This is a genomic window from Nonomuraea sp. NPDC001831 (assembly GCF_042892035.1).
Classification (GTDB): domain Bacteria; phylum Actinomycetota; class Actinomycetes; order Streptosporangiales; family Streptosporangiaceae; genus Nonomuraea.
Genome location: NZ_JBIATU010000008.1, coordinates 350,142 through 373,326, shown reverse-complemented (window position 1 = coordinate 373,326; position 23,185 = coordinate 350,142). Strand labels below are relative to the sequence as shown.

Below are 23,185 nucleotides of genomic sequence, written 5' to 3'. Positions count from 1 at the left end.
TCCGGCCGACCGGCTCTCTTGATGGAGAGCGAGGATCGCCTCCCGGATGCGGGCACTCGACGTGTCCCACGTCCTTCCCGAGCCGGCCCGCCCTCTCGGCGCCGCACAGGACCGTCACCCCGCGCCAAGACCGTACGGACAAGAAGGTGAAACGAATGAGTGCCCGCATTCCCTGCCAGGAGCCCGTTCTCGACGAGAACGAGGGTCCGGCGGGATGCGGGCACTCAGTTGCGCGATCGCGGTTCGCGCCCCGGGTTCAGAACCTGCGGTCAGCTCCACTCACGCTCGTCGTCAGCGCGAACCCGCTGGCGAACGTCATGCGCGATCGCGTCGCGGTTCCGGTTCCTGTTGACGATGATGATCTTGATCCTGGGGAGCCGGTGGCGACGCCAGTTGTTGCGCCAGCCCCAGCCGCCGCCGCACCACGAGCGGCGGAAGCAGCCCGACAGAGTGGTGGTGGTCGCCCCGGTGGTGACGTTCGTGGCCGCTTCGGCGCTGGTGGTCGTGGTCGCCGCGCCGAGGGCGATCACTCCGCCGCTCAGGGCCGTGCTCATGGCGAGCCCTGCGACAATACTCTTGAGCTTGGGCATTGCGTTTCCTCCTAAAGGTTTGGATGCCCCGTTTCTCGACGCTTCCGGATTCCCAGGAAACGACGTGGACGGTATGGCTTGCCGGGCCTGCCATCCATGACCTTGATATATCCCCATGAATAGCCAGCAAACCGCAATTGTCCTCTTTTGCCGGTAGGCACAGATTCGCATGGCGACTCGCACGCAAACGCAAGTGAGGGCTCCCCGGCCGATGCCGGTGAAGCCCTCACCAGAATTTCCGAAGGCGCGGAGAGAATGCCCCCTCCGGCGCGCCGGGCCGTAATTCAGACCGTTTTCCGAGCCCGGTACCCGATGGTCGAATTCAGCGCGGCGCCGCCTTCACGAGGATGACGGATCCGTCCGCCGTCAACGCCAGTCGCGGTCGTGGTCGCGGTCGTGGTCGCGGACCGTCGGGCGCGTGGTTTCGTTGTCCGTCACCCGGTTGCGGTTGAAGTTGCGGTTGTGGATGGTGACCTTCACCTTGCCCACGCGGTTGTGGTGACGGCGCCAGCCCCAGCCGCCGCCCCAGCCGCCCCAGTTGTTGCCCCATCCCCAGCCACCGCACCGGGACCTGCGGAAGCAGCCGGCCTGGAAGCTGGTGGACGTGACGACACCGGCGCTGGTGGCGGCGTCGGCGCTGGTCGCGGTGGTCGCCGCACCGAGTGCCACGACACCGCCGCCCATGGCCGTGCTGACGGCGAGGCCTGCGAGAATACTCTTGAGCTTGGGCATTGCGTTTCCCCCTAAAGGATTGGTTGCCCCGTTCTCAACGCTCCCCGGTTGCCAGGGAACTGCCCTTGGACGACCTGTGACGAGCCATCCGTGAAATGTCATTTCCTGGACGCGGGCACGGCAACACAGAACCGCCGCCTTTTTGCTATGCATTAACAGCCTTATTGCTTGCATTAAACATTTATTGACTGATATGCCATGATATGTCCGAATCTATCATGATCGCCTGGCGGGGGCTTCCAGCAAGGATAGGTGGGCCCCGGAAACCCGGGCACCGGCTCTCGACCGACACAGTGTGTCGGTGATCGTCCGATTTACCCGGGGGCAGTTGACATGGCTTATTGTGATTTGAAGACAATGTCCGCTTTATGGCTAATGGCCGTTATGTGAGCCGGAACGCGGACGGCCGTCCCTGGCGCACCGTGAGAGGCCACACCTTCTGTGCCCCTCGGGCCAAGCAGGCAGTGCGACCTGTGCCACTCTCAGGCCGAGCGGAAAGTGCGACTCCTTTGCGACGCTGAGCCCGGCCGGCGGCCCGCGCACGCAGGTGTATACGTTCGCCCACTCCGGCACGTCGGCCCCGGGAACGCCCGTTCACCGCCAACGAGCGCGACCTGCTCGGCCTCACGCTCGCTGCGCCGCCCGGCTGTCGAGCGCGAACCTGACGTTGGCCATCTCACCCGACCAACCGCCTCGCCAACTCCCGCGCAGTGATGACCTCACGCCAGTGCACCTGGCTGGTCCGCCAGGCGTTGTACGCAACCCGATCGGTCACCTTGATCCGGAAGTGGCCAGGCCTCCGCAACGAGATCATCCGGGCCGGGATCGGTGGCTCGTCGCCCTCTCCACCACCGCAACGGTCGCCTTCACCAGCCTTCGTGCGTACCTCGGCGCCGTCCACAGCTGTATCCGGCCATGCGGTTCGTCACCGGCACGATGAGGGGTGCCCTACGTCGCCATGGCGGTCCAGGTCGCCGGTGAACGGCGTCTCCCCCTTGGGTGACGCCGGGCCTCAGCGTGGGGATGGCCGTCGGCACCCCGCTGGATACCCAGCACCAGGACGCACGGGCGCCTGACCGGCGGAGGTGGTCACGCGGGTCGGCGGGCAGCAGGTCTTCGCCACGGTGTCCGGTTCGAACGTCCTGGGAAAGTTCGAACGTCCTGGGTAAGTCGTCGCGCGAACCGCCGTGGCGGAGCGGTTCAGGCGGACTTGCGGGCCTTGCGCTTCGGCGGGGCCTTCTCCTCCTTGGCCTCCTCCTTGGCCTCCTCCGCCCCCTTCGACGCCTTGGCGGACTTGCCGCCGGCCGCCGCCTTCTTCGGTTTGGCCGGTTCCCCGGTCCGCTCCCGTTTCGCGGCCTCGACGCTGGCGCGCAGAGCGGCCATGAGGTCCACCGCCGGCCCCGCCTCTTCCTCCTCCGGCGCCGCGACGACCTCCTTGCCCGCCACCTTCGCCTCGATCACCTGCTGCAACGCCTCGCGGTACGTGTCGTGGTACTCGCTCGGGTCGAAGTCCGACTCCATGGTGGTGATCAGCGACTCGGCCATCTTGAGCTCCTGGGCCCGGACCTCGATGTCCTCCTCCAGGAACTCGAAGTCGGGGGCGCGGATCTCGTCCGGCCACAACATGGTCTCCAGGACGAACACCCCGTCCCGTACGCGCAGGGTGGCCAGCGACTCCCGCTGCCGCAGCGCCACCTTGACCACGGCCACCTGTCCCGAGCTCTCCAGGGCGTCCCGCAACAGCACGTACGGCTTCGCGCCCTGCGCGTCGGGCTCCAGGTAGTACGACTTGGCGAAGTAGATGGGGTCGATCTGCTCAGCCGGGGTGAACTGCAGGACGTCGATCCTGCGCGACGTGCTCAGCGGCAGGTCCTCGAAGTCCTCGTCGGTGAGCACCACCATCTCGCCCGTGGCCAGCTCGTACCCCTTGGCGATGTCCGCGTACGGGACCTCCTCGCCGTCGACCGTGCACACGCGCTTGTAGCGGATGCGGCCGCCGTCGTCCCGGTGGACCTGGTGGAAGCTGACGTCTTTCTGCTCGGTCGCCGAGTAGAGCTTCACGGGGATGGTGACCAGCCCGAAGGAGATCGCACCTTTCCAGATGCTGCGCATGGGCACTCCTCAGCAGTAGCGGGCTCACCATATGGGCACATACCCGTCATGGGGCAACCAATGCCATACCCGATTGAACCAATGCTGGCCGTACCTGGGGAACTACCCTCCGATCGCGACCGGTACGGCCTGGAGGTCAAGTGGGACGGCATCCGCGCGCTCGTGCACCTCGACGGCGTCCTGAGGGTGACGGGACGGCACGGCGTGGAGTACACCCGGCGTTACCCCGAAATTTCGGGATTCGGGGTCAAGAACGCCGTGCTCGACGGCGAGGTCGTGGCGCTGGACCGGCGCGGCAGGCCCAGTTTCGTCCGGCTCCAGCACCGTATGCACCTGACCGACCCGGAACCGGCCGTGCTGGAGCTCTACCCCGTCACGTACATGCCCTTCGACCTGCTCTGCCTGGACGGCCGGCCGCTGTTCGACCTGGCCTACCGCGACCGCCGCGCGCTCCTCGACGAGCTGGACGTCGGCGCGCCCCCGTACTTCCCCGGGGACTCCGACCTGCTCACCGCCACGCGCGAGCAGGGCCTGGAGGGCGTGGTGGCCAAGCGCCTCGACTCCCCGTACCGGCCGGGCGTGCGCTCGCCGTGGTGGATCAAGGTCAAGCACCTCAGCACGCGGGACGTCGTGATCGGCGGCTGGAAGCCCGGCAAAGGCCGCAGGGCCGGCGGGATCGGCTCGCTCGTCATGGGGGTCTTCACCGGTGAAGGACTGACGTACGTCGGCCACGTGGGAACCGGGTTCACCGACGCCATCCTGGACGACCTCCACCAGGCGCTCCGACCTCTGGAGATCCCGCGCAGCCCGTTCACGAACGCCGTCCCGTGGAGAAATCGGTGGGTTAGGCCCGATCTCGTCGGGGAGGTGGGCTACACGATGTGGACCGACGAGCTGCGGCTGAGACATCCGGTGTGGCGCGGGCTGCGCGCCGACAAGCTCCCCGCGGAGGTGACGCTGTGAAGAAGGTGCCGGTCAGGGTCGACGGGCGCGAGCTGACGCTGAGCAACCTGGACAAGGTGCTCTACCCGGAGATCGGCTTCACCAAGGCCGAGGTCATCGACTACTACAGCCGCGTGGCCCCCGTCCTGCTGCCGCACCTCGCCGGCCGGCCGCTGACCGTCAAGCGGTACCCCAACGGCGTCACCGGCCAGTTCTTCTTCGAGAAGAACGCGCCCGAGCACACGCCCGACTGGGTCAGGAAGGTCAACCTGCCCGCCCCCGGCAGCACCAAGAACCGTGAGAGCATCGACTTCGCCGTCGTGGAGGACCTGCCGACGCTCGCCTACTACGCCAACCTGGCCGCGCTCGAACTGCACGTGCCTCAGTGGCGCGTGGACGACGACGGCGCCGCGCTGCCGCCCGACACGCTCGTGTTCGACCTGGACCCGGGCGCGCCGGCGACCATCGTGGAGTGCTGCCGGGTGGCGCTCACGCTGCGCGAGGTGCTGAAGGGCGAGGGGCTCGACGCCAGGCCCAAGACCAGCGGCAACAAGGGCATGCAGCTCTACGCCGACTGGGACTGCCGCGAGGAGCCGTCCGCGTACGCCAAGAGGCTGGCCCAGGTCCTGGAGAAGGAGCACCCGAAGGAGATCGTCAGCGTCATGGCCAAGAAGGCCAGGCCAGGCAAGGTGTTCATCGACTGGAGCCAGAACAATCCGGCCAAGACGACCGTGGCGCCGTACTCGCTGCGGGCCAGGGAGCGGCCGACGGTCTCGACGCCGCTGCTGTGGAAGGAGGTCGAGGACTGTGCACACCCCGAGGATCTGGTGTTCACCGCCCCTGACGTACTCGCCAGAGTGGAGAAGCACGGTGACCTTTTCGGCCGGGCGTAGTCTGGACCCGTCCACACCAAGAGGGGGGCCGAAGATGTCGGAGATGGACACCCGCGGGGACGAGAACGTCTACGACGAGGAGGAGGAAGAGGAGTTGTCGCCGGAGACGCCCGAGGCCGACGCCGCCGAGCAGCATCGCGAGATCCGCCAGGAGACCGCCGGGGCGCGCCGCGAGGTTCCGCTCGACGCCGACCCCGCCGACGCGGCCGACCAGGACCGCGTCGTGGACTACGACGACGACGACTACCGCTGAGCAGGGGCCGCCCGCCAGACCGAGCGTGTATGACGATGACCGCCGAGGTGTCGGCTGCCCGCACGTAGGATGTCGGCACAGTTCGCTGAGAGACCAATGGAGACCCGCGTGACCGCAACCCCGGACGCGAAGCCCCGGGGCACCCGGCTGCCCCGACTGGCCCGACGCCGGCAACTGCTGAGCGCCGCGCAGGAAGTGTTCGTGGAGAACGGCTACCACGCGGCCGCCATGGACGAGATCGCCGATCGGGCCGGGGTCAGCAAGCCGGTGCTCTACCAGCACTTCCCCGGCAAGCTGGAGCTCTACCTCGCGCTGCTCGACCTGCACGTCGACGACATGGTCAACCGCTGCCGCGAGGCCCTTGCCTCCACCCACGAGAACAAGCTGCGGGTGCAGGCCACGTTCAGCGCGTTCTTCGACTTCGTCTCCACGCAGGGGGAGGCGTTCCGGCTGGTCTTCGAGTCCGACCTGCGCAACGTCGCGCCCGTGCGCCAGCGGGTGGAGCGGTCCCTGCAGGAGTGCGCCGAGATGGTCAGCGCGGTCATCCAGGAGGACACCGGCTGCACCAGCGACGAGGCCCACCTGCTCGGCGTCGGCCTGGTCGGCATGGCCGAGGTGAGCGCCCGCTACTGGGTCACCGCGCAGGGCTCGATCCCCAAGGACGCGGCCGAGCAGCTCATGGCGCGGCTCGCCTGGCGCGGGATCAGCGGTTTTCCGCGTACGGCATAACCCGTTCGCTGGGCGCGATCATTCACTGCCTGCGGGCCTTCGAGCGGCGACGATGGAACCGAGCGCTAACCCAGTCGACTAGGGAGCCACGATGGAAGTCAAGATCGGCGTACGCTCGGTACACCGCGAACTCGTTGTCGAGACCGACCTCTCCGCCGAGCAGGTCGAAGAGGAGATCAGGAACGCGCTGTCGGTAGATCGCGGCGTCTTCGCCATCACCGACGTCAAGGGCCGGCGCGTGGTCGTGCCGGTGGCCTCGCTCGGTTTCGTCGAGATCGGTGAGGACGAAGCCCGGCCGGTCGGCTTCGGCGGCACCCTCTAACCACCCTGAAGGCCCACAACGAGGGTACGGCCCAACCAGCCGTACCCTCACCGCCGTGCCCTCGCCAGCCGAGCCGTGCCCTCACCACCAGTGCCCTCACCAGCCGAGCCGTGCCCGCCGCCCAACGCCTCCGCCAGGTCACGCGAGGGAACGCACCACCAGCCGCAACGGCATCACGGGCCACATGGCTCGCGGTCGCCCGGCCGTCCGAGGCGGCAGCCCCGGACGTGGGGGCGGCGGTTCCCGCCGGGGTCTGCATACAGGTGGTCGGCGTGATCCCGTCGCCGGTCGTTCGTCGGGCATCCCGCGCTTCCCCTCCGCAACACGACGCGCGAGGTCCAGCGATTCGGCCCACATCTCGTCCAGGAACTGCCGTAGCGGCGCGAGCCCCTCATGTCTGGGACGGTACATCCGTTTCGTCCCCTCGCACCGCCCCACGGCCAGACCGGTCTCCTTTCAGTCCTGGCAAGATCCAGCCCCGGCAAGATCGCAGATGGCCCGGCTCCCCACGGTCGCGCCGGGGCTAGATGCCGAGGGTGGCCATGCGCTTGTTGTGGGCCTCCGTCAGCGTCGCGAACAGGCGTGAGATGTCAGGCGTCTCGCCCCCCGCCGCCCTGGCCGACTCCACCAGCAGCAACGCCAGCTCCGGCCGCGCCGTCGCCACCTGCTGCCCCTGGCTGAGCGCCTCGCCGACGAGCCGCCGGGCCCACAGCGCCAGCCGCCCGCCCGCCGTCGGGTCGGCCTCGATCCCGGCCCTGACCCGCTCGACGGCGAACTGCGAGCGGGCCTCGTCCACCAGCACCTCGTCCACCAGCTCGACGATCGACGGCTCCAGGTGCCGGGCGGCCTCCCGGTAGAAGTCGAGCGCGATCCCGTCGCCCACGTACGTCTTGACCAGGGCCTGCAGCCAGTCGGCCGGCCGGGTCTGGGCGTGCCAGGCGTCGAGGGCCGCCACGAACGGCGCCATCGCCTCCTCCGGATCGGCCCCCAGCTCGGCCAGGCGGTCGCGCAGCAGGCGGAAGTGGGCGTACTCGGCCACGGCCAGCTCGCTGAGCGCGGCGCGGTCGGCGAGCGAGGGCGCCAGGGTGGCGGCGTCCTCGGTCATCCGGGCGTAGGCGCTGAGCTCGGCGTAAGCTAGAACCCCGAGCAGGTCGACGACTCCAGGAGACTCGTTCATGGAGGCAGCGTACTTCCCGAAATATGCGGGAACATAAGCGAGCTCGGCCAGCGTTGTGGTATCGAGTACACTGCTCTGTGAAAGTGCGACCGCACTGTGTTAGTTCGGGGGATTCCCCCGATAACCCCCGATTCCCCGGGTGCGCGGTCGCTGATGACGCGAGAGGGCTGGCTCTACCGCGAGGACCCACGTAACGGGGGCTGTTTTCCGCCCGTCGGTCCCGGCAGGCCCGCCTTCATTTGAGACTGAGGCAGGCCACGCTGACGACTTTCCGAGACCTCGGAGTCACACCAGAGATCGCCGATGCCCTCGAGACCGAGGGTATCGTCACACCGTTCCCCATCCAGGAGATGGCGCTCCCGCTCGCCCTGAGCGGCCAGGACCTCATCGGCCAGGCGCGCACGGGCACGGGCAAGACCTACGCGTTCGGCATCGCGATGCTCCAGAGCATCGGCAAGCCGCGCAAGAACCGCAAGAAGCCCCGCGGGCTGGTCGTCGTGCCGACCCGCGAGCTGGCCGTCCAGGTCAGTGAGGACCTGGTCACCGCGGCCGGCAAGCTCGGCTCCCGAGTCCTGACCGTCTACGGCGGCCGGGCCTACGAGCCGCAGATCGAGGCGCTCAAGGCCGGGGTCGACGTCATCGTCGGCACCCCGGGCCGGCTGCTCGACCTGGTCAAGCAGAAGCACCTCGACCTGAGCCAGGTCACCTCCCTCGTGCTCGACGAGGCAGACCGGATGATGGACCTGGGCTTCCTGCCCGACATCGAGCGGATCTTCAAGCTGATCCCCGCGGAGCGGCAGACGATGTTGTTCTCGGCCACCATGCCGGGCGAGATCGTCTCGCTGTCCCGCAAATACCTCAACCGTCCCACCCACGTACGCGCGGAGATGGAGAGCGGCGAGGGCGAGACCACCCCGCAGGTGCGCCAGATCGTCTGGCGCGCCCACCGGATGGACAAGATCGAGATCGTCGCCCGGCTGCTCCAGGCCGAGGGCCGCGGGCTCACCATGGTCTTCTGCGAGACCAAGCGGGCCTGCGACATGGTCGCCGAACAGCTCGACACGCGTGGCTTCGCGGTCGCGGCCGTCCACGGCGACCTCGGTCAGGGCCAGCGCGAGCAGGCGCTGCGGGCCTTCCGGGCGGGCAAGATCGACGTGCTGGTGGCCACCGACGTGGCGGCCCGCGGCATCGACATCGACGACGTCACCCACGTGGTCAACTACGACTGCCCCTCCGACGACAAGACCTACGTGCACCGCATCGGCCGTACCGGCCGGGCCGGGCGCACGGGCATCTCGGTCACGTTCGTGGAGTGGGAGGAGCTGACCCGCTGGAAGATGATCAACCAGATGCTCGGGCTCGACTTCGCCGAACCCGAGGAGACCTACTCCACCTCGCCGCACGTCTACACCGAGCTGAACATCCCCGAAGGCACCAAGGGCGTCCTGCCGCACGCGAGCCGTTCGCGCGCCGGGCTGTCCGCGGAGCGCATCGAGGACCTCGGTGAGACCGGCCGCTCCCGCACCCGCGGCGGCAAGGGCCGGCGCGAGGAGCGCGAAGAGCGCGAGCGCCCGGCCCGCGCCCAGCGCCAGCGTCGCCGCACCCGCGGCGGCAGGGAACTGGCCGAAACCGCACCCGCCGAGACGCCGGAGGTCGAGATCGTGGCCGCCAAGACGGAGGAGACTCCCGCCATCTTCACGCCCGACGAGGTCCAGACGGCGGCCGCCGAGCCGAAGCGCACGCGCGTCCGCAGCAGGGGGGCCGCGTCGTCGGCCATCGAGCAGGCGCTGGCCGAGGCGCCGGAGACCCCGGTGAAGCGGACCCGCTCCCGCAAGGCCGACCAGCCCCAGGCCGCCGACCCGCGGCCGCGCGAGGAGGCCGCCGAGGCGCCCGCGCGCAGCCGTGCGGCCGAGGCCGCTCCGGTGGAGCAGCCGGTCCGGAGCGGGGCGGCCGAGGTCGCGCCCGAGCCGGTCGTGGAGTCCGTGCCGCAGCCGAGCTTCCTGGCCACGCCTCCGCCGCCGGCCCGCAAGGAGCCGGAGCGGATCATCCCGCCGAGCCCGTTCGCGGTGATCTTCCAGTCACCCGACCTGGCCACGGACGACGATGACATCGCGCCGTCCGCGGCGACCGAGCGCAAGCAGCAGCGCCGCCAGTCCCGTGGCGGTGGCGGCAACCGCCGTCGCGCGGGCTAGCGACGACGAGAAGAGGGCGCGCATCCCGTTCGCGGGGTGCGCGCCTTTTCGTCGGTACGGCACCGGCGCGCGGAGGGAGCCGTAGGCCCCCCTCACGGCCTCACGGCGGCACCGGCCGACATATGCGCCGTCCGGGCACCGCAGAACCCCAGAGGCCGCCTCAGGGCCCGCCACGGCCCACCGGGGACGAGGAGGCCGCCACCCGCCTCCGAAGCGCGAAAGCCGCAAACATCACAACTCGCCACAACTCGCATCAGGGTCGCAGCTTTGCCGGTGTCGAGGCGCTGACCTCTGGGTATTGTTGCCCCACGTGAGTACGCCGCGATTCCTCGACCTGCCACCCGGTGTGACGCCGCAGAAGCTCGAAACGCCCCATGGCGCGTTCGCGGCTCTGGAGGCGCTTCCGGTCAGCGGTGTGGTCGAGCGCTGGCCCGCCCTCCTGGTCCCCGGCCTGACCGGCAGCAAGGAGGACTTCATCGCGGTCCTGATGACCCTGGCGCAGTCCGGCCGCCGGGTGGTGGCCGTCGACCTGCGCGGCCAGTACGAGACGCCGGGCCCCGACGACCCCGCCGCCTACACCTGCGCCGCCCTCGGGGCCGACGTCGACCTGATGGCCCAGGCCATCGGCGGCGGCGACCCCGTCCACCTGGTGGGCCACTCCTTCGGCGGCCTGGTCGGGCGGGAGGCCGTGATCGACGGGCGCACCCGGTTCGCCTCGTTCACGCTGATGAGCTCGGGCCCGGCGGCCATCGAGGGCAGGCGGGCGCGCAACGGCCGGGAGATCATGGACGAGATCCCGGCCCTGGGGCTCGAACACCTCTGGCACCACCGGATGGAGCCCGAGGCGCTGGCCGCCGACGTCTCCGACGAGATCATGGCGTTCCTGCGCAAGCGGCTGCTGGCCAACTCCCCCACCGGCCTGGCCCGCATGGCCGAGCAGGTGCTGCACGCCCACGACCGCACCGACGAGTTGCGCCAGATCGAGATCCCCACCCTGGTCCTCTACGGCGAGCACGACGACGGCTGGTCGCCCGAGACCCAGTCGGAGACGGCCGCCCGGCTCGGCGCCGACTGCGTGGTCGTGCCCGGCGCGGTCCACTCCCCCGCCGTCGAGGCGCCGGAGACGACGGCCGCCGCGCTGGTCAGGTTCTGGAACGCGGCTGAGAAGCACTATTTGGACACAAGGTCCAATGCCATGTAATCATTCACTTACTATGACGGACGAACTCGTCGTCCAGGTGCCGCGGAGCGCGACCTGGCAGGTGCATCTCGACCGTTCGATGTGGGTGGGCGGCGTGCGCGGCCTCATGTTGCAGGCGTTGCACCCGCTGGCCATGCTCGGCGTCTGGCAGAACTCCACCTTCCAGGACGACCCTTTCGGCCGCCTGCGCCGCACTGCCGACTTCGTGGGCCGGGTGACGTTCGGCAGCCCGGCGGAGGCCGACGAGATCGGCCGGCGGGTGCGCGGCATCCACAAGGCGCTGCGCATCACCGACCCGCGCACCGGGCGCACGCACCGGGTGGACGACCCGGAGCTGCTGCTGTGGGTCCACTGCGCGGAGGTGTCGTCGTACCTGGAGGTGGCCAGGCGCGGCGGGCTCGGGCTGAACGAGCGGCAGGCCGACCGCTACCTGCGCGAGCAGCGCAGGAGCGCCTCCTACGTCGGGCTGCACCCCGAAGACGTCCCGGGCTCGTGCGCCGAGATGGACGCCTACTTCAAGCAGGCCCGGCCCGCCCTGCGGGTGACCGAGGAGGCGGCGGCGACCGTGCGGTTCCTGCTGTGGCCCCGGCTGCCGCGCGAGCTGCGCATGTTGTCGCCGGGCAAACCGGCCTACTTCCCCTTCGGCGCGCTCTGCTACTACACGCTCCCGGAGTGGGCCCGCCGCATGTACGGCGTGCTGCCCGAGGTGCCCCCGGCGACGGTCACCGCGGCGCTGAGGGCGTTCCGGCTGGGCATGAACGCGCTGCCGGAGCCGGTGCACGACCGGGCGTTCATGCCCTCGACGCGGGCGATGCTGGCGGCCGCGCGGGCCCGGCTCGGCGCGGCCGGCTACGACGTGAGCAAGGGGCTCAAGGGCCTGACCGACCCCCGTCGCTGGCCGGCGGCGCGGGCCGCCTGACCGCTTCGCGGGGGTCAGTCGGCCAGGCCGTCCCAGGGGTTGCGGTCGGAGCCGGCGGCCTGGCCCTCCGGGCAGTGGCGGCGGAAGTCGCACCACGAGCAGAGCGGGCCGGGGCTGGGGGCGAACACCGTGTCGAGCTCGGCGGGGACCTGGGCCGGGCCGACGACGGGACGCTCGCCCGCCCCCCGGCCCGCCGCGGAGCGCTTGGTCGCGGTGGGGGCGCCCATCACGGCGCGGTAGCGGTCGTCGGCGGCGGCGGCCTCGACCGCGATCTCCTCGGCGCGGCGCAGGTGCCGGCCCAGCGACTCGTCGGTGTGGCGCCACTCGACGACCTCGCCGGTGGGCAGGTGGTGCAGCTCGACCGCCCGGCACGGCGTGCGCATCATCGTGGAGGCCGCGATGGCGTACGTGGCCAGGGCGAGGGACGAGCGGGCGTCGTCCTGGGTCAGCGGGCGGCGGCCGGTCTTGTAGTCGACCACGACCAGCTCGTCGCCGCGCCGGTCGAGCCGGTCGATGCGCCCGGACAGCGCGACCACCTTGGTACGCGTGGCGACCGTGCGCTCGACGCCGACCGGATCGTCCGCGGGATCTAAGGTCGTGACATATCCGGACACGAGGTCGCGGGCCCGGCCCAGCCACTCGGCCGACTGCTCGGCGTCCCTGAACCCCTCGGTGATCCACCCGTTCGTGAGCAGGACGGCGGCCGTCAGCGGCGTGCGCCGCTCGTACGGCTCACGCCACCACGCCGCCAGCGCGTTGTGCACGCTGGCCCCGACGCTGTTGTGGGCCCAGGCGGGCCCCTTGGAGGGCTGCGGCCGGTCCAGGTAGGTGAACCGGTAGCGGCGGCGGCAGTCGAGCCAGGTGTTCAACCGCGACGGCGTGCACGCGTAGAGCCGCCGCGGCATCCCGTCCAGCGGAAGCTGGTCGTACACCTACTCGTCGCCGGGGCCGAGCTTGATGCCGGAGACCCTGGTGCCGTCGGTCAGCGGGCCCTCGTCGTCGCGGGGGGCGGCCGGGTCGCGGGTCAGCGAGCCCGACACCCAGTCGTCGAAGTGCGGCTCCAGGTCGCCGACGGTGACCTCGTCACCGTGGTTGGCCAGCACCCGCGTGTCGGGCGGCAGCGTGAACAGCCGGCCGCCGATCGAGGTGAGCTGGTCGGCCAGCGCCGGGTACTCGCCGCCGAGCTTGCCCGGCCCGTCGGCCTGCAGGGCCTTGCCGGTGAAGACGGCGCCCAGCGCCTCGCAGTAGAGCGAGATCCCGCCGGGCGTGACGCCGGGCGTCTCCATGACGTCGAGCTGGACGTCGGCGACGCCGAAGACGCCGTCGTCCTCCATGTCGATGTCGGGCCAGGTCTCCCGCCAGGTCTCCCGCCACAGCGGCTTGTCCTTGGGGTGCAGGGCGACGACCGCCTCGTCTCTGCTGGCCACCTCGATGGCCGCGCCGACGTGGTCGGGCAGGCCCGCGGTGCAGATGACGGCCAGCACCTCACGCTCGCCGACCTGCTCAAGGATCTTCTCGGCGTCACGCGCCGCGTCGATGACGATGACTTCGTCGTCGTCACCGATGATCCAGGTGTTGTTCTCGACCTTGTGCTCGGTGCCGTCGATGTCGACGACGCCCTCGGTCACCACTCGCTCGATACGCGCTGTCACGCTTCCGAACTTTAGCCCGTCTGCATGAGAGCGCGAATCGCGTTGATGATGAGTTGCACGGCGAGCGCCGACAGCAGCAGGCCGGCGATCCTGGTGACCAGCTCCACGCCGTTCTCCTTGATGACGCGGATGATGCTGACCGAGAAGCGCATGAACAGCCACAGCAGGATGTGCACGGCCGCGATGGCCAGCATCAGCGCGGCCAGCCCGTCGGCGCGTCCCTCGGCCTGCTGGGCGAAGACGATGGTCGCCACGATCGCGCCGGGCCCGGCCAGCAGCGGCGTGCCGAGCGGCACCAGGGCGACGTTGACGTTCGAGCGCACGGTGTCGGTGCGCGGCTCGGCCGTGCCGCGCAGCAGCTCCAGGGCCACCAGCAGGAGCAGCAGGCCGCCCGCGATCTGCATGGCGGGCACCTCGACGTGCAGGTACGACAGGATGGCCCGCCCGAACACCGCGAACACCACCACCAGGCAGAACGCCGTCACCGCGGCCTGCCAGGCGATGCGCCGCCGCTCGGCCGGGGTGCGGCCGAAGGTGTAGGCGAGGAAGAGCGGGATGACGCCCGGCGGGTCCATGATCACGAACATCGTCACGAACGCCTCGACGAAGAACCTGACCCCGGACACCGCTCCCCCAACCGGCCGCCCGGGGGAGGCGATCCTTGCTCAGCCCCGCGCCCGGCCCGCCGGGCGCTCGATTTCCGGCCCTCAGTCTTCCAGCAGCGGCGAGAACCCGCCGAACGGCACCTCGAACTCGCGGTCGCGGGCGTCCTGGAGGGACAGCTCGGCCAGCGCGATCATGCAGCCCGCCTCGGCGGGCCAGGCGATGGTCCACAACCAGTTGCCCAGCGCCTCACCGGCGTAGACGGCCCGGTCGTCGATGCCGGCCAGGCACCACATCGCCGTAGGATGCCCCAGCACCTCGATCTTCGCGTTGGGCGGCCCGGAGTCGAACCCCTCACCGGGGTCGGGCCCGTCGAGCCCCGCGAACGTCGCGCCGAGCCCGACGCCCGGCTCCTCGGCGATGACCAGCAGGTCGGCCGGCCCCTCGATGGGCGAGGGGCCGCTCAGCGCGACCACGCTGGCCCGCGAGCCGGTGCGTTCGTCGCCGACCTCACCGAACCCGGTCACCGTCCAGCCGGGCGGCAATGGCCAGGGCAGCCACACGGGCACCACCGAGCGTTTCCGCAGGGCCTCCAGCGATTCGCCCGTGGGCGGTCGCGGAGGCTGGTACGGCAGGACGTCGCCGTGCGTGTCGCAATGGAACGCACTGGACAGGGCGCTCGACCCGTGAAGCGGGCCGAAGCACCTTGGGCAGGTAGGAGCCGCTCTCACAGCTACCCACGGTGCTTCCTCCGGCACGGCCGCGTCAAGACCGGGACCCGTTATCCCGTCGTAATCTTGGTCATGTGCGCGTAAATTGTGTCGGCGCGATCATTTTCGACGCCTCTGACCGGCTTCTTCTCATCCGGCGCGGCCGCCCGCCGGGCATGGGCCTGTGGTCGCTCCCGGGCGGCCGGCTGGAGCCCGGCGAGAGCGACGCGGCCGGCCTGCGCCGCGAGGTCATGGAGGAGACCGGGCTGCGCGTCGAGGTGGGCCGCCTGGCCGGCACGGTGGAGCGTCCCGGGCCGGGCGGCGTCACGTACGTGATCCGCGACTACCTGGCCACCTGCGCCGGCGGCGTGCCCGTGGCCGGGGACGACGCCGCCGACGTGCGCTGGTGCGGCCCCGGCGAGCTGGCGCTGCTCCCGCTCACCGAGGGGCTGCTCGGCTGCCTGACCGAGTGGGGCGTGCTCACCGGTTGGCGGTGAGGCTGGAGGTCCACAGGATCAGGTGGTCGGTGTCGTACGTCGTGGACCGGCCGAGCGCCACCACCTCCGTGCCGCTGATCGCCACGGCCGTCAGGGCCTGCATGCCGAGGCCGGAGAGCCGGTCCCTGGTCAGGGCCATGCGGTTCCACGACAGGCCGTCCTGGGACACCCAGGCCGCGCTGTCGCCCTCGCCGGGGACGCCGTGCCAGCCGACCGCCACCAGGCCCTGGTCGCCCGCGGCCAGGTCGTGCACGGCCGCCGCCTGGTCCGCGGGCAGCCAGGCCGTCGTCCAGCTCTCGCCGTCGTCGTCGGAGACGGCGGAGAAGGCGCGGCGTGCGCCGTCCGTCACGGCCGTGCCGATGGCGACGAGCTTGTCGTGGTACGTCGTGACCTGCCGAAGCCCGGCCGACGTGGCGTCCGGCGGGGTGAGCCGTTTGCGGGCGCTCCAGTTGACGCCGTCGTCGGAGAACCAGACCACGCTGTTCTCCCGGTCGCCGCTCCCCGACCCGCCGACCGCGACGTAGCCGCCCTGGGTCGCGATCACGTCGTGGACGCGGACGCCCGAGCCGCCCTGGGGCAGCTTCCTGGACCGCGTGTACTTGCGCAGGTCGGGCGTGAACCACATGGCGGCGGCCACCGAGCCCGCCTGGTCGTGGGACTCGCCGGCCAGCACGTACCCCTTCTTGCCGGCCGCGACGGCGTGGGTGTCCAGGTAGGGCCGGTCGCGATCGCGGGCCAGGTCGCCGGAGACCGGCACCCGCCGCCAGTTCTCGCCGTCGTCGGAGGTGACGAGCAGGGGGTCGGTGACGGCCAGGTTCGTCTGGGTGCTGCCGGCCGCCAGCCAGCCGCGAGCGCCGTGGGCGACGTCCTCCAGGATCTGCCTGCCGGGGCCGCCGAGGCTCATCGACTTCCAGCGCTGCCAGTTGCTGATCGTCCACAGGCCGGCGTCGCCGGAGGCCGCGCCGACCGCGACGTACCGGCCGCCGGCGGCCGCGAGGCGGGTGGTCTCGCGCGACACCCTGGTCAGGCCCTCGACCTGGCCGAGCTGGACGCGGGAGGCGGCGCCGCGCGGCGGCGCGGTCATCAGCACGAGCTGGTTGTCGACGTCGGAGGCGGCCTGGTCGCCGCCGGCGAACAGGGTGCCGCCGTCGGAGATCGTGAAGCCGCGCAGCGTGGCGCCCGCCAGGTCGCCGAGGTCGGCCCGCTTGGTCCAGCCGCGCCCGTCGGCGCTGGTCAGGACCGAGTACTTGCCCAAGGTGGCCTGGCTGATCGCGGCCACGCCGGACCGGTAGGAGACCAGCGACTCCACCCCGGGGCTCTCGCCGCTCAGGCCGCCGATGGAACCGCACTGCGACCACTGGGCGCCCGTGGGCGAGCAGTAGACGCGCACGCCGCCGTCAACCGTACGCTGCCTGGTCGGCACCAGGACGAACCGTTTGGGCAGCACGGCCACCGTGCCCGTGCGCGGCTCGGCCTCGGGCAGCTGGAAGCCGGTCGCCTGCCAGTCGCGTCCGCCGTCGGACGAGCGCAGCACCCGTGAGCCGCTCCCGTCGGCCGGGCGGCCGACGGCCACGACCGTGTCGCCCTGGGCGACGACCGCCCTGATCTCCTGGACGTCCAGCCCCCTGGTCTCCACGCGCTCCCAGGCCCGGCCGTCGGACGAGCGCCAGGCCGCCGGGCCGGGGCCGCCGTCCCCCGGCGTGGCGCCGACGGCGACGAAGCCGGAGGCCGTCCTGGCGATGTCGTAGATCTGGTCGCCGGGCCGGAAGGCGGCCATGCCGGTCGCGTTGACCGTCGTCCAGCTGAAGCCGTCGACGCTGGTCCACAGGCCGCGCTCGCCGGACGGGCCGTCGCCGCCGCTGGCCAGCCAGCGGCCGTCGCCGCCGACCACGCGCTGGACGATGGGCGTGGAGGCGCCGCTCACCTGGCCGAGCTGCCAGTGCTTGCCGGCGTCGGGCGAGAACAGGAAGAGCGGGCGCGGGGTCGGGCTGGTGGTGTCGCTGCCCACCGCGACCACCGCGCGGCCGACGGAGACGATGTCGTTGAGCTTCTGGTTGGTGCCGACGCCGGCGGCCGGGACGGTGAACAGGTCGTCCCCCGAACGGCCGGTGCCGGCCTCCAGGCGCAGTCCGGGGGCGTCGGTGTCGCTCCAGCGCCAGACGAGCACCCCCGCGGCCACCAGGAGCGCCAGGGCCATGGTGAGGGCGATGGGGGCGGCCCTGCTGCCCCGGTGCACGGGGCTGGACCGGCGTACGGCGGCCGGGGCCGGGCCTCTGTGGTGCCTGCCGCCGGCGCCGCCGGGGCGCGGCGGGCCGGTGGCGACCAGCAGGTCCGGTCTCGTGGGACGCCCGCCGGGCGGCCGTCCGACCCGTCTGACCTCGGCGTCCTCCTCACCGGCCACCGCGGCCTCGGCATCCCGGGCCTCGGGGTCGCGGACCTCGGCGTCGCGGACCTCGGGGTCGTGCGGTCCGGAGGTCTGGGATCCGGGGTCGTGCGGTCCGCGGTCGTGCGGTCGGGGGGTTTCGGGCGGCGCGGGCGGGGGCTGGGTGGCGGGGGCCTCGTCGGCGGGGAGCGGCAGGTGGTAGGGCGGCTCGCGGTAGGGGACCGCGGGGGCCGTGCCCTCCTGGGGGCCGGCGGCGGGCGGGGCCGGGGGCTCGGACGGCGGCGCAGTGGGCGGGGGCGCGGCGGGCGGTTCCTGGCGGGGCGGGCCGCCGGCGACGAGCTTGTCCGGGCGGTTGACGATGCGCCGGGGACGGCGGCGCGGCTCGACCTCGGGCTCGGCCGTCGGCGAGCTGTACGGTCTGCGCCCCTTGGGCGGTTCCTGCGGCGACTCCTCCGGGATCGGGGACGCGAACGGCGGCATGCCCCAAGGGGAGGTCAAGGGTAAGCCCCGGGCCCGGTCGTCGGTGGGCCCGGGCGGTGAGTGGCGGATCCTGGGCTCCCCGGAAGAGGCCCTGGCCTCCCCGGAAGAGGGCCCGGACTCCCCGGAAGAGGCTCCGGGCTGCCCGGAAGAGGCCCTGGCCTGCTCGGACGCGGCCCTGGGCCCGGGAGAGGTGCCGGGCTCGTCGGGAGAGGGGGGTTCCGCGGCGTCCTCAGGACGCGGGTCGTCGTCGTCCGGCGGTCGCCGTGGCGGATCGCTGGGGCCGGAGGCCACGCGCCGCACCTCCTAGTCGAACTCGTCGTACAGGTGGAACCCGTCGAATCGGACCTGGTCAACCGGGTTGCGCGGGGAAACGGTGAGCGAACGGGCCGTTTCCTACGGACCGTTCCACAAATCCCGTCCCACCTTATGCGCCTATTTTCTACCCCGTCCCACCAAAACGATCACCTCCGTGACGCCCTCGCCTGTCCCACAGGAACCAGACCAGCATGCCTGAGCCGGATTGGCGAGACCTCTCTAGCGAGATTTCCGGAACCTCTCGCCTGATTTATCCAGAAATAGCACTAATTGCCCGCTTTTTGGATATATAGAACACACCAATCGCATACACCGCGAGCTGCACCACCGTTCCCGACAACGCCTGCCACGGGATGGGCGTCTTGCCCTGGTCCAGCGCGTCCTCCAGGCTGCCGGAGGCCGCGCTGAGCCCGAAGGCCAGCATGTTGTTCATCACGTGCAACGCGATCGGCGCCTCCAGCCCCCCGGTCCGTACGGCCAGCCAGCCCATCACCGCGCCGAAGGCGAACACGTCGAGCAGCCCCACCCACGAGTAGCCGTGCAGCGACGCAAACAGCAGGGACCCGATGAGGATGGCCCACACCGGATTGCGCACGTGCACGCCGACCGCCTGGACGAACCAGCCGCGGAAGATGTACTCCTCGGTCGCCGCCTGGAACGGCACCAGCAGCACGATCACCACGAGGGCGGGCAGGAACCGTCCCCAGCCGACCCAGCCGAACAGGTCGGAGTACCCCTCCCCCGACAACGACAGGGCCGTGACCTGCGCGATCTGGCCCAGCACCAGCGCCAGCACGGCCAGGCCGAGGCAGCGCAGCAACCAGGACCAGCGCAGCCGTCCGGCGACCGACGACAGCGTGCCGGGCCGGCGGCGCTGGACGAGCGCGGCGGTGCCGAAGACGAGCGGCAGCACGGCGGCGATCGACAGCAGCACCATCACCAGCCCGAACACCGGATCGCCGAAGATCTGCCCGGGGTCGGTCGGCGCGGGCAGGCCGAGGATCAACTCGGCGACCTTGCCCACGAGCAGCACACCGGTGCCGACGACGAAGAACCCGACGCCCACGAGGATCGTGCCGACGACGGCCCGCCACGGCTCGTTCGCCGCGGTGCGGGCGAGATGGTCGTAACGAGCCCCCCGCGGCGTCGGTAGGAACCAGGACCGCGGCTGCGGCACGGGCGGCGGCCCATAAGGATAGACGGGCGGCCCAGGCGGCTGACTGCCATATGGCGGATTCGGTCCAGGGTTCTCCTGCATCCATACATTCTGTCTGCCGGGTGAGCATTAGTTCACAGACGACCCACCCCTTTGGGCGGATGCTCGGAGTCGTACGGCATTTCGCCCCTTCGGAGTTCGGGAGCAGTCCATGTCAAGGCTGGGACCTTTCATCACCCTGGCGGCGGGCGCGGTCCTGGCCGCGGGGCTGGGCGTCGCCAGCGTCACCGCGGCACCGGCGGCCGACGATCCCACCGGCACCGTGGCAGCCGGGTCGCCGACCCAGGCCGCCGCCACACCGTCGCCGTCCGGGTCGTCGCCGTCGGTGTCGTCGTCGGCGTCGCCCGCGCCCACCGAGGCCGCGAAGATCCCCAAGGCCGACTACGGCGGGTACGTCAAGGGCAACGGCGGCCTGATAGCGATCTCCGTCCGCGACGGCAAGGCCGTCGGCTACTTCTGCGACGGCAGGTCGGAAGCCTGGTTCAAGGGCGGCGAGGCCGGCGGGAAGGCCGTGCTGAAGGGCCCGGGCACGGCCCGGCTGACCGCCACGCTCGGCGGCGGACGCGCCAGGGGCAGCCTGTCCGTCGGCGGCGGGAGGTGGACCTTCATCGCGCCCGCCGTGGTCCGGCCGTCCGGGCTGTACCGGGCGACCGCGCAGGTCAGAGGCGCGAGGCTGCGAGCGGGCTGGATCCGCGTCCCGCGCCCCGGCGGCGGCTACGACCAGGTCGGCGCCGCGTTCCTGGGCCAGGACCAGGTGGACATCCCCCGGCTGGACGCCGGCCGGCCCACCACCCCCGTCACCGTCGCCGGCGCCACGGTCCTTCCGAAGGACGTGGACGGCTTCATCGAGGAGATGCAATGACCGCCATCCACCGTCCCTCGCACCGGCCCGCCCACCGCACGGCCGCCGTGCTGCTGATCCCGCTGCTGGCCGGCGGCCTGGTGGCGCTGGGGCTCGGCGTGTACGGCCGGGCGCACACGCCCACGGGGTTCGCGATCGGCCCGGCCGGGTTCTCCGGCGCGCTGCCGATGAAGGCGTGGCTGACGACGGGAGCGTTCGCGCTGGCGATCGTCCAGGTGGTCTCGGCGCTGTCGATGTGGGGAAGGCTGGGGATCGAGCTCCCGGAGGGCGTCCACCGCTGGTCGGGGCGGCTGGCCTTCCTCCTCACGATCCCCGTCGCCTTCCACTGCCTGTACGCCCTGGGCCTGCAGTTCGACGTGCCGCGCGTGCTGGCCCACTCGCTGCTCGGCTGCTTCTTCTACGGCGTGTTCACGGCGAAGATGCTGGCGCTGCCCAAGCGCGACGCGCCGGGCTGGACGCTGCCGGTGCTCGGCGGGCTGGCGTTCACGGCGCTGGTCGGGCTCTGGCTGACCTCGTCGTTGTGGTTCTTCACCGCGGTGGGCGTCAAGGTGTGAACGTCTTCGTCCTCGCCAGACCGGCCGCCCTGCCCTTGGCGGCCACGACGAGCGCCATCTTGCGGGACGCCTCGTCGATCATCTCCTCGCCCAGCATGACCGCGCCGCGCCGCTCGACGGTGGTGTAGTGCTCGTACGCCTCCAGGATCAGCTCGGCGTGGTCGTAGTCCTCCTGGCTCGGCGAGAACACCTCGTTGGCCGCCTCCACCTGCAGGGGGTGCAGCACCCACTTGCCGTCGAACCCGAGCGCGGCGGCCCGGCGGGCGACCCGGCGGTAGCCCTCGACGTCCTTGATCTGGAGGTAGGGGCCGTCGATCACCTGGAGGTCGTGCATCCTGGCGGCCATCAGCAGGCGCATGAGGATGTAGTGGTAGGCGTCGCCCTCCTCGTAGCCGGGCGGCTGCTCGCCGACCACGAGGGTGCGCATGTTGATCGAGGCCATGAAGTCGGCCGGCCCGAACACCAGGGCCTCCAGCCTCCTGGACGACCCGGCGATGGCGTCGACGTTGACCAGGCCGCGGGCGTTCTCGATCTGGGCCTCGATGCCGATGCGGCCCACCTCGTAGCCCATCGACCGCTCGATCTGGGTCAGCAGCGTGTCGAGCCAGACGACCTCGGTCGGGTCCTGGACCTTGGGCAGGATCAGGCAGTCGAGGAACTGCCCGGCGCCCTCCACGACCTCGATGACGTCCCGGTACGTCCACATCGTGGTCAGGTCGTTGACCCTGACCGCGCGGGTCCTGCCGGTCCAGTCGCCCTCGCGCAGCGCGGTCACGACGTTCTTGCGGGCCTCGTCCTTGGCCAGCGGCGCGACGGAGTCCTCAAGGTCGAGGAAGACCTCGTCGGCGGGCAGGGTCTGGGCCTTCTCCAGGAAGCGGGGGTTGCTGCCCGGCACGGAGAGCACGGAACGACGTGAGCGCATGCGCCAACGCTAACGGCTGCCGGGCCGCCCGCGGCAGGCGTCCCCCGTCTATGGGCACGATCAGCTGTTCCAGTAGCGCTGCTCGCGCCAGGGGTCGCCGTAGTTGTGGTACCCGGCCCGTTCCCAGAAGCCGGGCCGGTCGCGGTCGAGCAGGCGCAGGCCCTTGACCCATTTGGCGGACTTCCAGAGGTACAGGTGCGGGACCAGCAGCCGGGCCGGGCCGCCGTGCTCGGCGGGCAGCGGGTCGCCGTCGAAGGTGTGGACGATCCACGCCCTGCCGCCGCGCAGGTCGGCCAGCGGCAGGTTGGTCGTGTAGCCGCCGTGGCAGTACGCCTCCGCGAACTCCGCCTGCGTGTCCACGTCGTCGAGCAGGACGTCGATCGACACGCCCTGCCAGTCGGTGTCGAACTTCGACCAGCCGGTGACGCAGTGGAGGTCGGTGTGCGGGGCGCTCTGGGGCAGGTCGAGCAACTCGTCCCAGGTCCAGACGCGTTCCCGGCCGGCCTCGGTGACCAGGGTGAACGTCCAGCCGGCGGTGTCCACCCGGGGTGTCGGGCCCGCGGACAGGACGGGGAAGCCGGGCGTGAGGTACTGGCCGGGCGGCAGACGGTCGTCGTGCCCGCCGCGCCCCTTGAAGCCCTTCGAGACGACGGCCACGGTCAGCCACCTCCCTGCACGGGCGTCTCCAGCAGGCCGAGGCCCGGCATCGCGGCCATCATCCGGCCCGGCGCCTCCACCAGGGTCATGAGCACGTTGTCGCAGTTCGGGCAGCGCAGCACGGTGCCGGGGGCGGGGCCGTACACGGTGGCCTCCCCCAGCGGGCCGTTCATGCCGCACTGCGCGCAGACGCCCTGGGCGGCCGTCATGTCCCGGCCGAAGAACTGGGCCAGCGGGCCTGCCGCGGCGTTGCCGTCCACGGGTTGTTGCAT

At 71.3% G+C, this 23,185-nt stretch carries 24 protein-coding genes; 11 read left to right on the top strand and 13 right to left on the bottom strand.

The genetic code is table 11. From position 1 onward, the window contains the following. Positions 1-269: 269 nt before the first annotated feature. The 3 genes from ACFYYW_RS27060 to ACFYYW_RS27050 form a co-directional block, all read right to left on the bottom strand. The gene (locus ACFYYW_RS27060) at positions 270-590 is read right to left on the bottom strand and encodes a hypothetical protein (RefSeq protein ID WP_387652524.1); all 321 of its coding nucleotides are present in this window, start codon (positions 588-590) and stop codon (positions 270-272) included. Positions 591-956: 366 nt separating this feature from the next. After that, positions 957-1,322, bottom strand: coding sequence for a hypothetical protein (locus ACFYYW_RS27055; RefSeq protein ID WP_352319269.1), 366 nt, complete (start codon positions 1,320-1,322; stop codon positions 957-959). A gap of 1,200 nt (positions 1,323-2,522) precedes the next feature. Next, positions 2,523-3,434 (bottom strand): Ku protein, encoded by a 912-nt coding sequence (locus tag ACFYYW_RS27050; RefSeq protein ID WP_387652522.1) that lies wholly within the window; start codon positions 3,432-3,434, stop codon positions 2,523-2,525. Between the two features lie 81 nt (positions 3,435-3,515). On the opposite strand from ACFYYW_RS27050, the gene ligD (ACFYYW_RS27045) reads away from it, so the two are divergent. The 5 genes from ligD (ACFYYW_RS27045) (at position 3,516) to ACFYYW_RS27025 (ending at position 6,573) form a co-directional block, all read left to right on the top strand. Then, complete coding sequence (gene ligD, locus ACFYYW_RS27045) at positions 3,516-4,397, top strand: non-homologous end-joining DNA ligase (protein ID WP_387652520.1); 882 nt, start codon at positions 3,516-3,518, stop codon at positions 4,395-4,397. Beyond that, positions 4,394-5,269 carry a non-homologous end-joining DNA ligase gene (ligD, locus tag ACFYYW_RS27040; RefSeq protein WP_387652518.1) on the top strand — a complete coding sequence of 292 codons (876 nt, stop codon included), beginning with the start codon at positions 4,394-4,396 and terminating at the stop codon, positions 5,267-5,269. Before ligD (ACFYYW_RS27045) ends, ligD (ACFYYW_RS27040) begins: the two co-directional genes overlap by 4 nt. 43 nt (positions 5,270-5,312) lie before the next feature. Continuing rightward, positions 5,313-5,522, top strand: coding sequence for a hypothetical protein (locus ACFYYW_RS27035; RefSeq protein ID WP_352319261.1), 210 nt, complete (start codon positions 5,313-5,315; stop codon positions 5,520-5,522). Between the two features lie 108 nt (positions 5,523-5,630). Continuing rightward, a complete protein-coding gene (locus ACFYYW_RS27030) occupies positions 5,631-6,251 on the top strand; it encodes a TetR/AcrR family transcriptional regulator (RefSeq protein WP_352319259.1) in 621 nt (206 codons plus the stop codon). A gap of 91 nt (positions 6,252-6,342) precedes the next feature. Continuing rightward, the gene (locus ACFYYW_RS27025; RefSeq protein ID WP_352319257.1) at positions 6,343-6,573 is read left to right on the top strand and encodes a DUF3107 domain-containing protein; all 231 of its coding nucleotides are present in this window, start codon (positions 6,343-6,345) and stop codon (positions 6,571-6,573) included. 523 nt (positions 6,574-7,096) lie between these two features. Here ACFYYW_RS27025 and ACFYYW_RS27020 read toward each other — a convergent pair. Then, positions 7,097-7,750 carry a ferritin-like fold-containing protein gene (locus tag ACFYYW_RS27020; protein ID WP_387652515.1) on the bottom strand — a complete coding sequence of 218 codons (654 nt, stop codon included), beginning with the start codon at positions 7,748-7,750 and terminating at the stop codon, positions 7,097-7,099. Positions 7,751-8,100: 350 nt separating this feature from the next. On the opposite strand from ACFYYW_RS27020, the gene ACFYYW_RS27015 reads away from it, so the two are divergent. The 3 genes from ACFYYW_RS27015 to ACFYYW_RS27005 all read left to right on the top strand — a co-directional run bounded on the left by ACFYYW_RS27015 (position 8,101) and on the right by ACFYYW_RS27005 (position 12,062). Further along, a complete protein-coding gene (locus tag ACFYYW_RS27015; RefSeq protein WP_387652513.1) occupies positions 8,101-9,942 on the top strand; it encodes a DEAD/DEAH box helicase in 1,842 nt (613 codons plus the stop codon). Positions 9,943-10,252: 310 nt separating this feature from the next. After that, positions 10,253-11,143 carry an alpha/beta fold hydrolase gene (locus tag ACFYYW_RS27010; protein WP_387652511.1) on the top strand — a complete coding sequence of 297 codons (891 nt, stop codon included), beginning with the start codon at positions 10,253-10,255 and terminating at the stop codon, positions 11,141-11,143. A 13-nt stretch (positions 11,144-11,156) separates the two neighbouring features. Further along, positions 11,157-12,062, top strand: coding sequence for an oxygenase MpaB family protein (locus ACFYYW_RS27005; protein WP_387652509.1), 906 nt, complete (start codon positions 11,157-11,159; stop codon positions 12,060-12,062). 14 nt (positions 12,063-12,076) lie between these two features. On the opposite strand, the gene ACFYYW_RS27000 is transcribed toward ACFYYW_RS27005, so the two are convergent. From ACFYYW_RS27000 to ACFYYW_RS26985, 4 genes are all read right to left on the bottom strand, one after another. Next, the gene (locus tag ACFYYW_RS27000; RefSeq protein ID WP_387652507.1) at positions 12,077-12,994 is read right to left on the bottom strand and encodes a RecB family exonuclease; all 918 of its coding nucleotides are present in this window, start codon (positions 12,992-12,994) and stop codon (positions 12,077-12,079) included. Further along, complete coding sequence (locus ACFYYW_RS26995) at positions 12,995-13,714, bottom strand: MBL fold metallo-hydrolase (protein WP_352319246.1); 720 nt, start codon at positions 13,712-13,714, stop codon at positions 12,995-12,997. It abuts the gene before it with no gap. Between the two features lie 11 nt (positions 13,715-13,725). Further along, positions 13,726-14,340: a MarC family protein gene (locus ACFYYW_RS26990; protein ID WP_352319244.1), complete on the bottom strand. Its 615-nt coding sequence runs from the start codon at positions 14,338-14,340 to the stop codon at positions 13,726-13,728. 81 nt (positions 14,341-14,421) lie between these two features. Then, on the bottom strand, positions 14,422-15,048 hold the full coding sequence (locus ACFYYW_RS26985) for a DUF6758 family protein (RefSeq protein WP_352319242.1): 627 nt from the start codon (positions 15,046-15,048) through the stop codon (positions 14,422-14,424). A 74-nt stretch (positions 15,049-15,122) separates the two neighbouring features. Between ACFYYW_RS26985 and ACFYYW_RS26980 the strand changes: the two genes are divergently transcribed. Further along, positions 15,123-15,524: an NUDIX hydrolase gene (locus ACFYYW_RS26980; protein ID WP_352319240.1), complete on the top strand. Its 402-nt coding sequence runs from the start codon at positions 15,123-15,125 to the stop codon at positions 15,522-15,524. Here the strand turns inward: ACFYYW_RS26980 and ACFYYW_RS26975 are convergent. Next, the gene (locus ACFYYW_RS26975; protein WP_387652504.1) at positions 15,508-18,387 is read right to left on the bottom strand and encodes a hypothetical protein; all 2,880 of its coding nucleotides are present in this window, start codon (positions 18,385-18,387) and stop codon (positions 15,508-15,510) included. The two genes, ACFYYW_RS26980 and ACFYYW_RS26975, sit on opposite strands and share 17 nt — an antisense overlap. A gap of 565 nt (positions 18,388-18,952) precedes the next feature. Continuing rightward, positions 18,953-19,879: a CPBP family intramembrane glutamic endopeptidase gene (locus tag ACFYYW_RS26970; RefSeq protein WP_387652502.1), complete on the bottom strand. Its 927-nt coding sequence runs from the start codon at positions 19,877-19,879 to the stop codon at positions 18,953-18,955. Between the two features lie 190 nt (positions 19,880-20,069). On the opposite strand from ACFYYW_RS26970, the gene ACFYYW_RS26965 reads away from it, so the two are divergent. After that, positions 20,070-20,780: a hypothetical protein gene (locus ACFYYW_RS26965; RefSeq protein WP_387652500.1), complete on the top strand. Its 711-nt coding sequence runs from the start codon at positions 20,070-20,072 to the stop codon at positions 20,778-20,780. Beyond that, positions 20,777-21,334, top strand: coding sequence for a DUF6529 family protein (locus tag ACFYYW_RS26960; protein WP_387652498.1), 558 nt, complete (start codon positions 20,777-20,779; stop codon positions 21,332-21,334). Before ACFYYW_RS26965 ends, ACFYYW_RS26960 begins: the two co-directional genes overlap by 4 nt. On the opposite strand, the gene ACFYYW_RS26955 is transcribed toward ACFYYW_RS26960, so the two are convergent. From ACFYYW_RS26955 to ACFYYW_RS26945, 3 genes are read right to left on the bottom strand one after another with little or no spacing between them, the layout of a single operon-like run. Further along, on the bottom strand, positions 21,324-22,256 hold the full coding sequence (locus ACFYYW_RS26955) for an HpcH/HpaI aldolase/citrate lyase family protein (protein ID WP_387652496.1): 933 nt from the start codon (positions 22,254-22,256) through the stop codon (positions 21,324-21,326). The genes ACFYYW_RS26960 and ACFYYW_RS26955 overlap by 11 nt on opposite strands. Before the next feature lie 60 nt (positions 22,257-22,316). After that, on the bottom strand, positions 22,317-22,913 hold the full coding sequence (locus tag ACFYYW_RS26950) for a sulfite oxidase-like oxidoreductase (protein WP_352319229.1): 597 nt from the start codon (positions 22,911-22,913) through the stop codon (positions 22,317-22,319). A gap of 2 nt (positions 22,914-22,915) precedes the next feature. Further along, a complete protein-coding gene (locus ACFYYW_RS26945; protein WP_352319227.1) occupies positions 22,916-23,185 on the bottom strand; it encodes a DUF6510 family protein in 270 nt (89 codons plus the stop codon).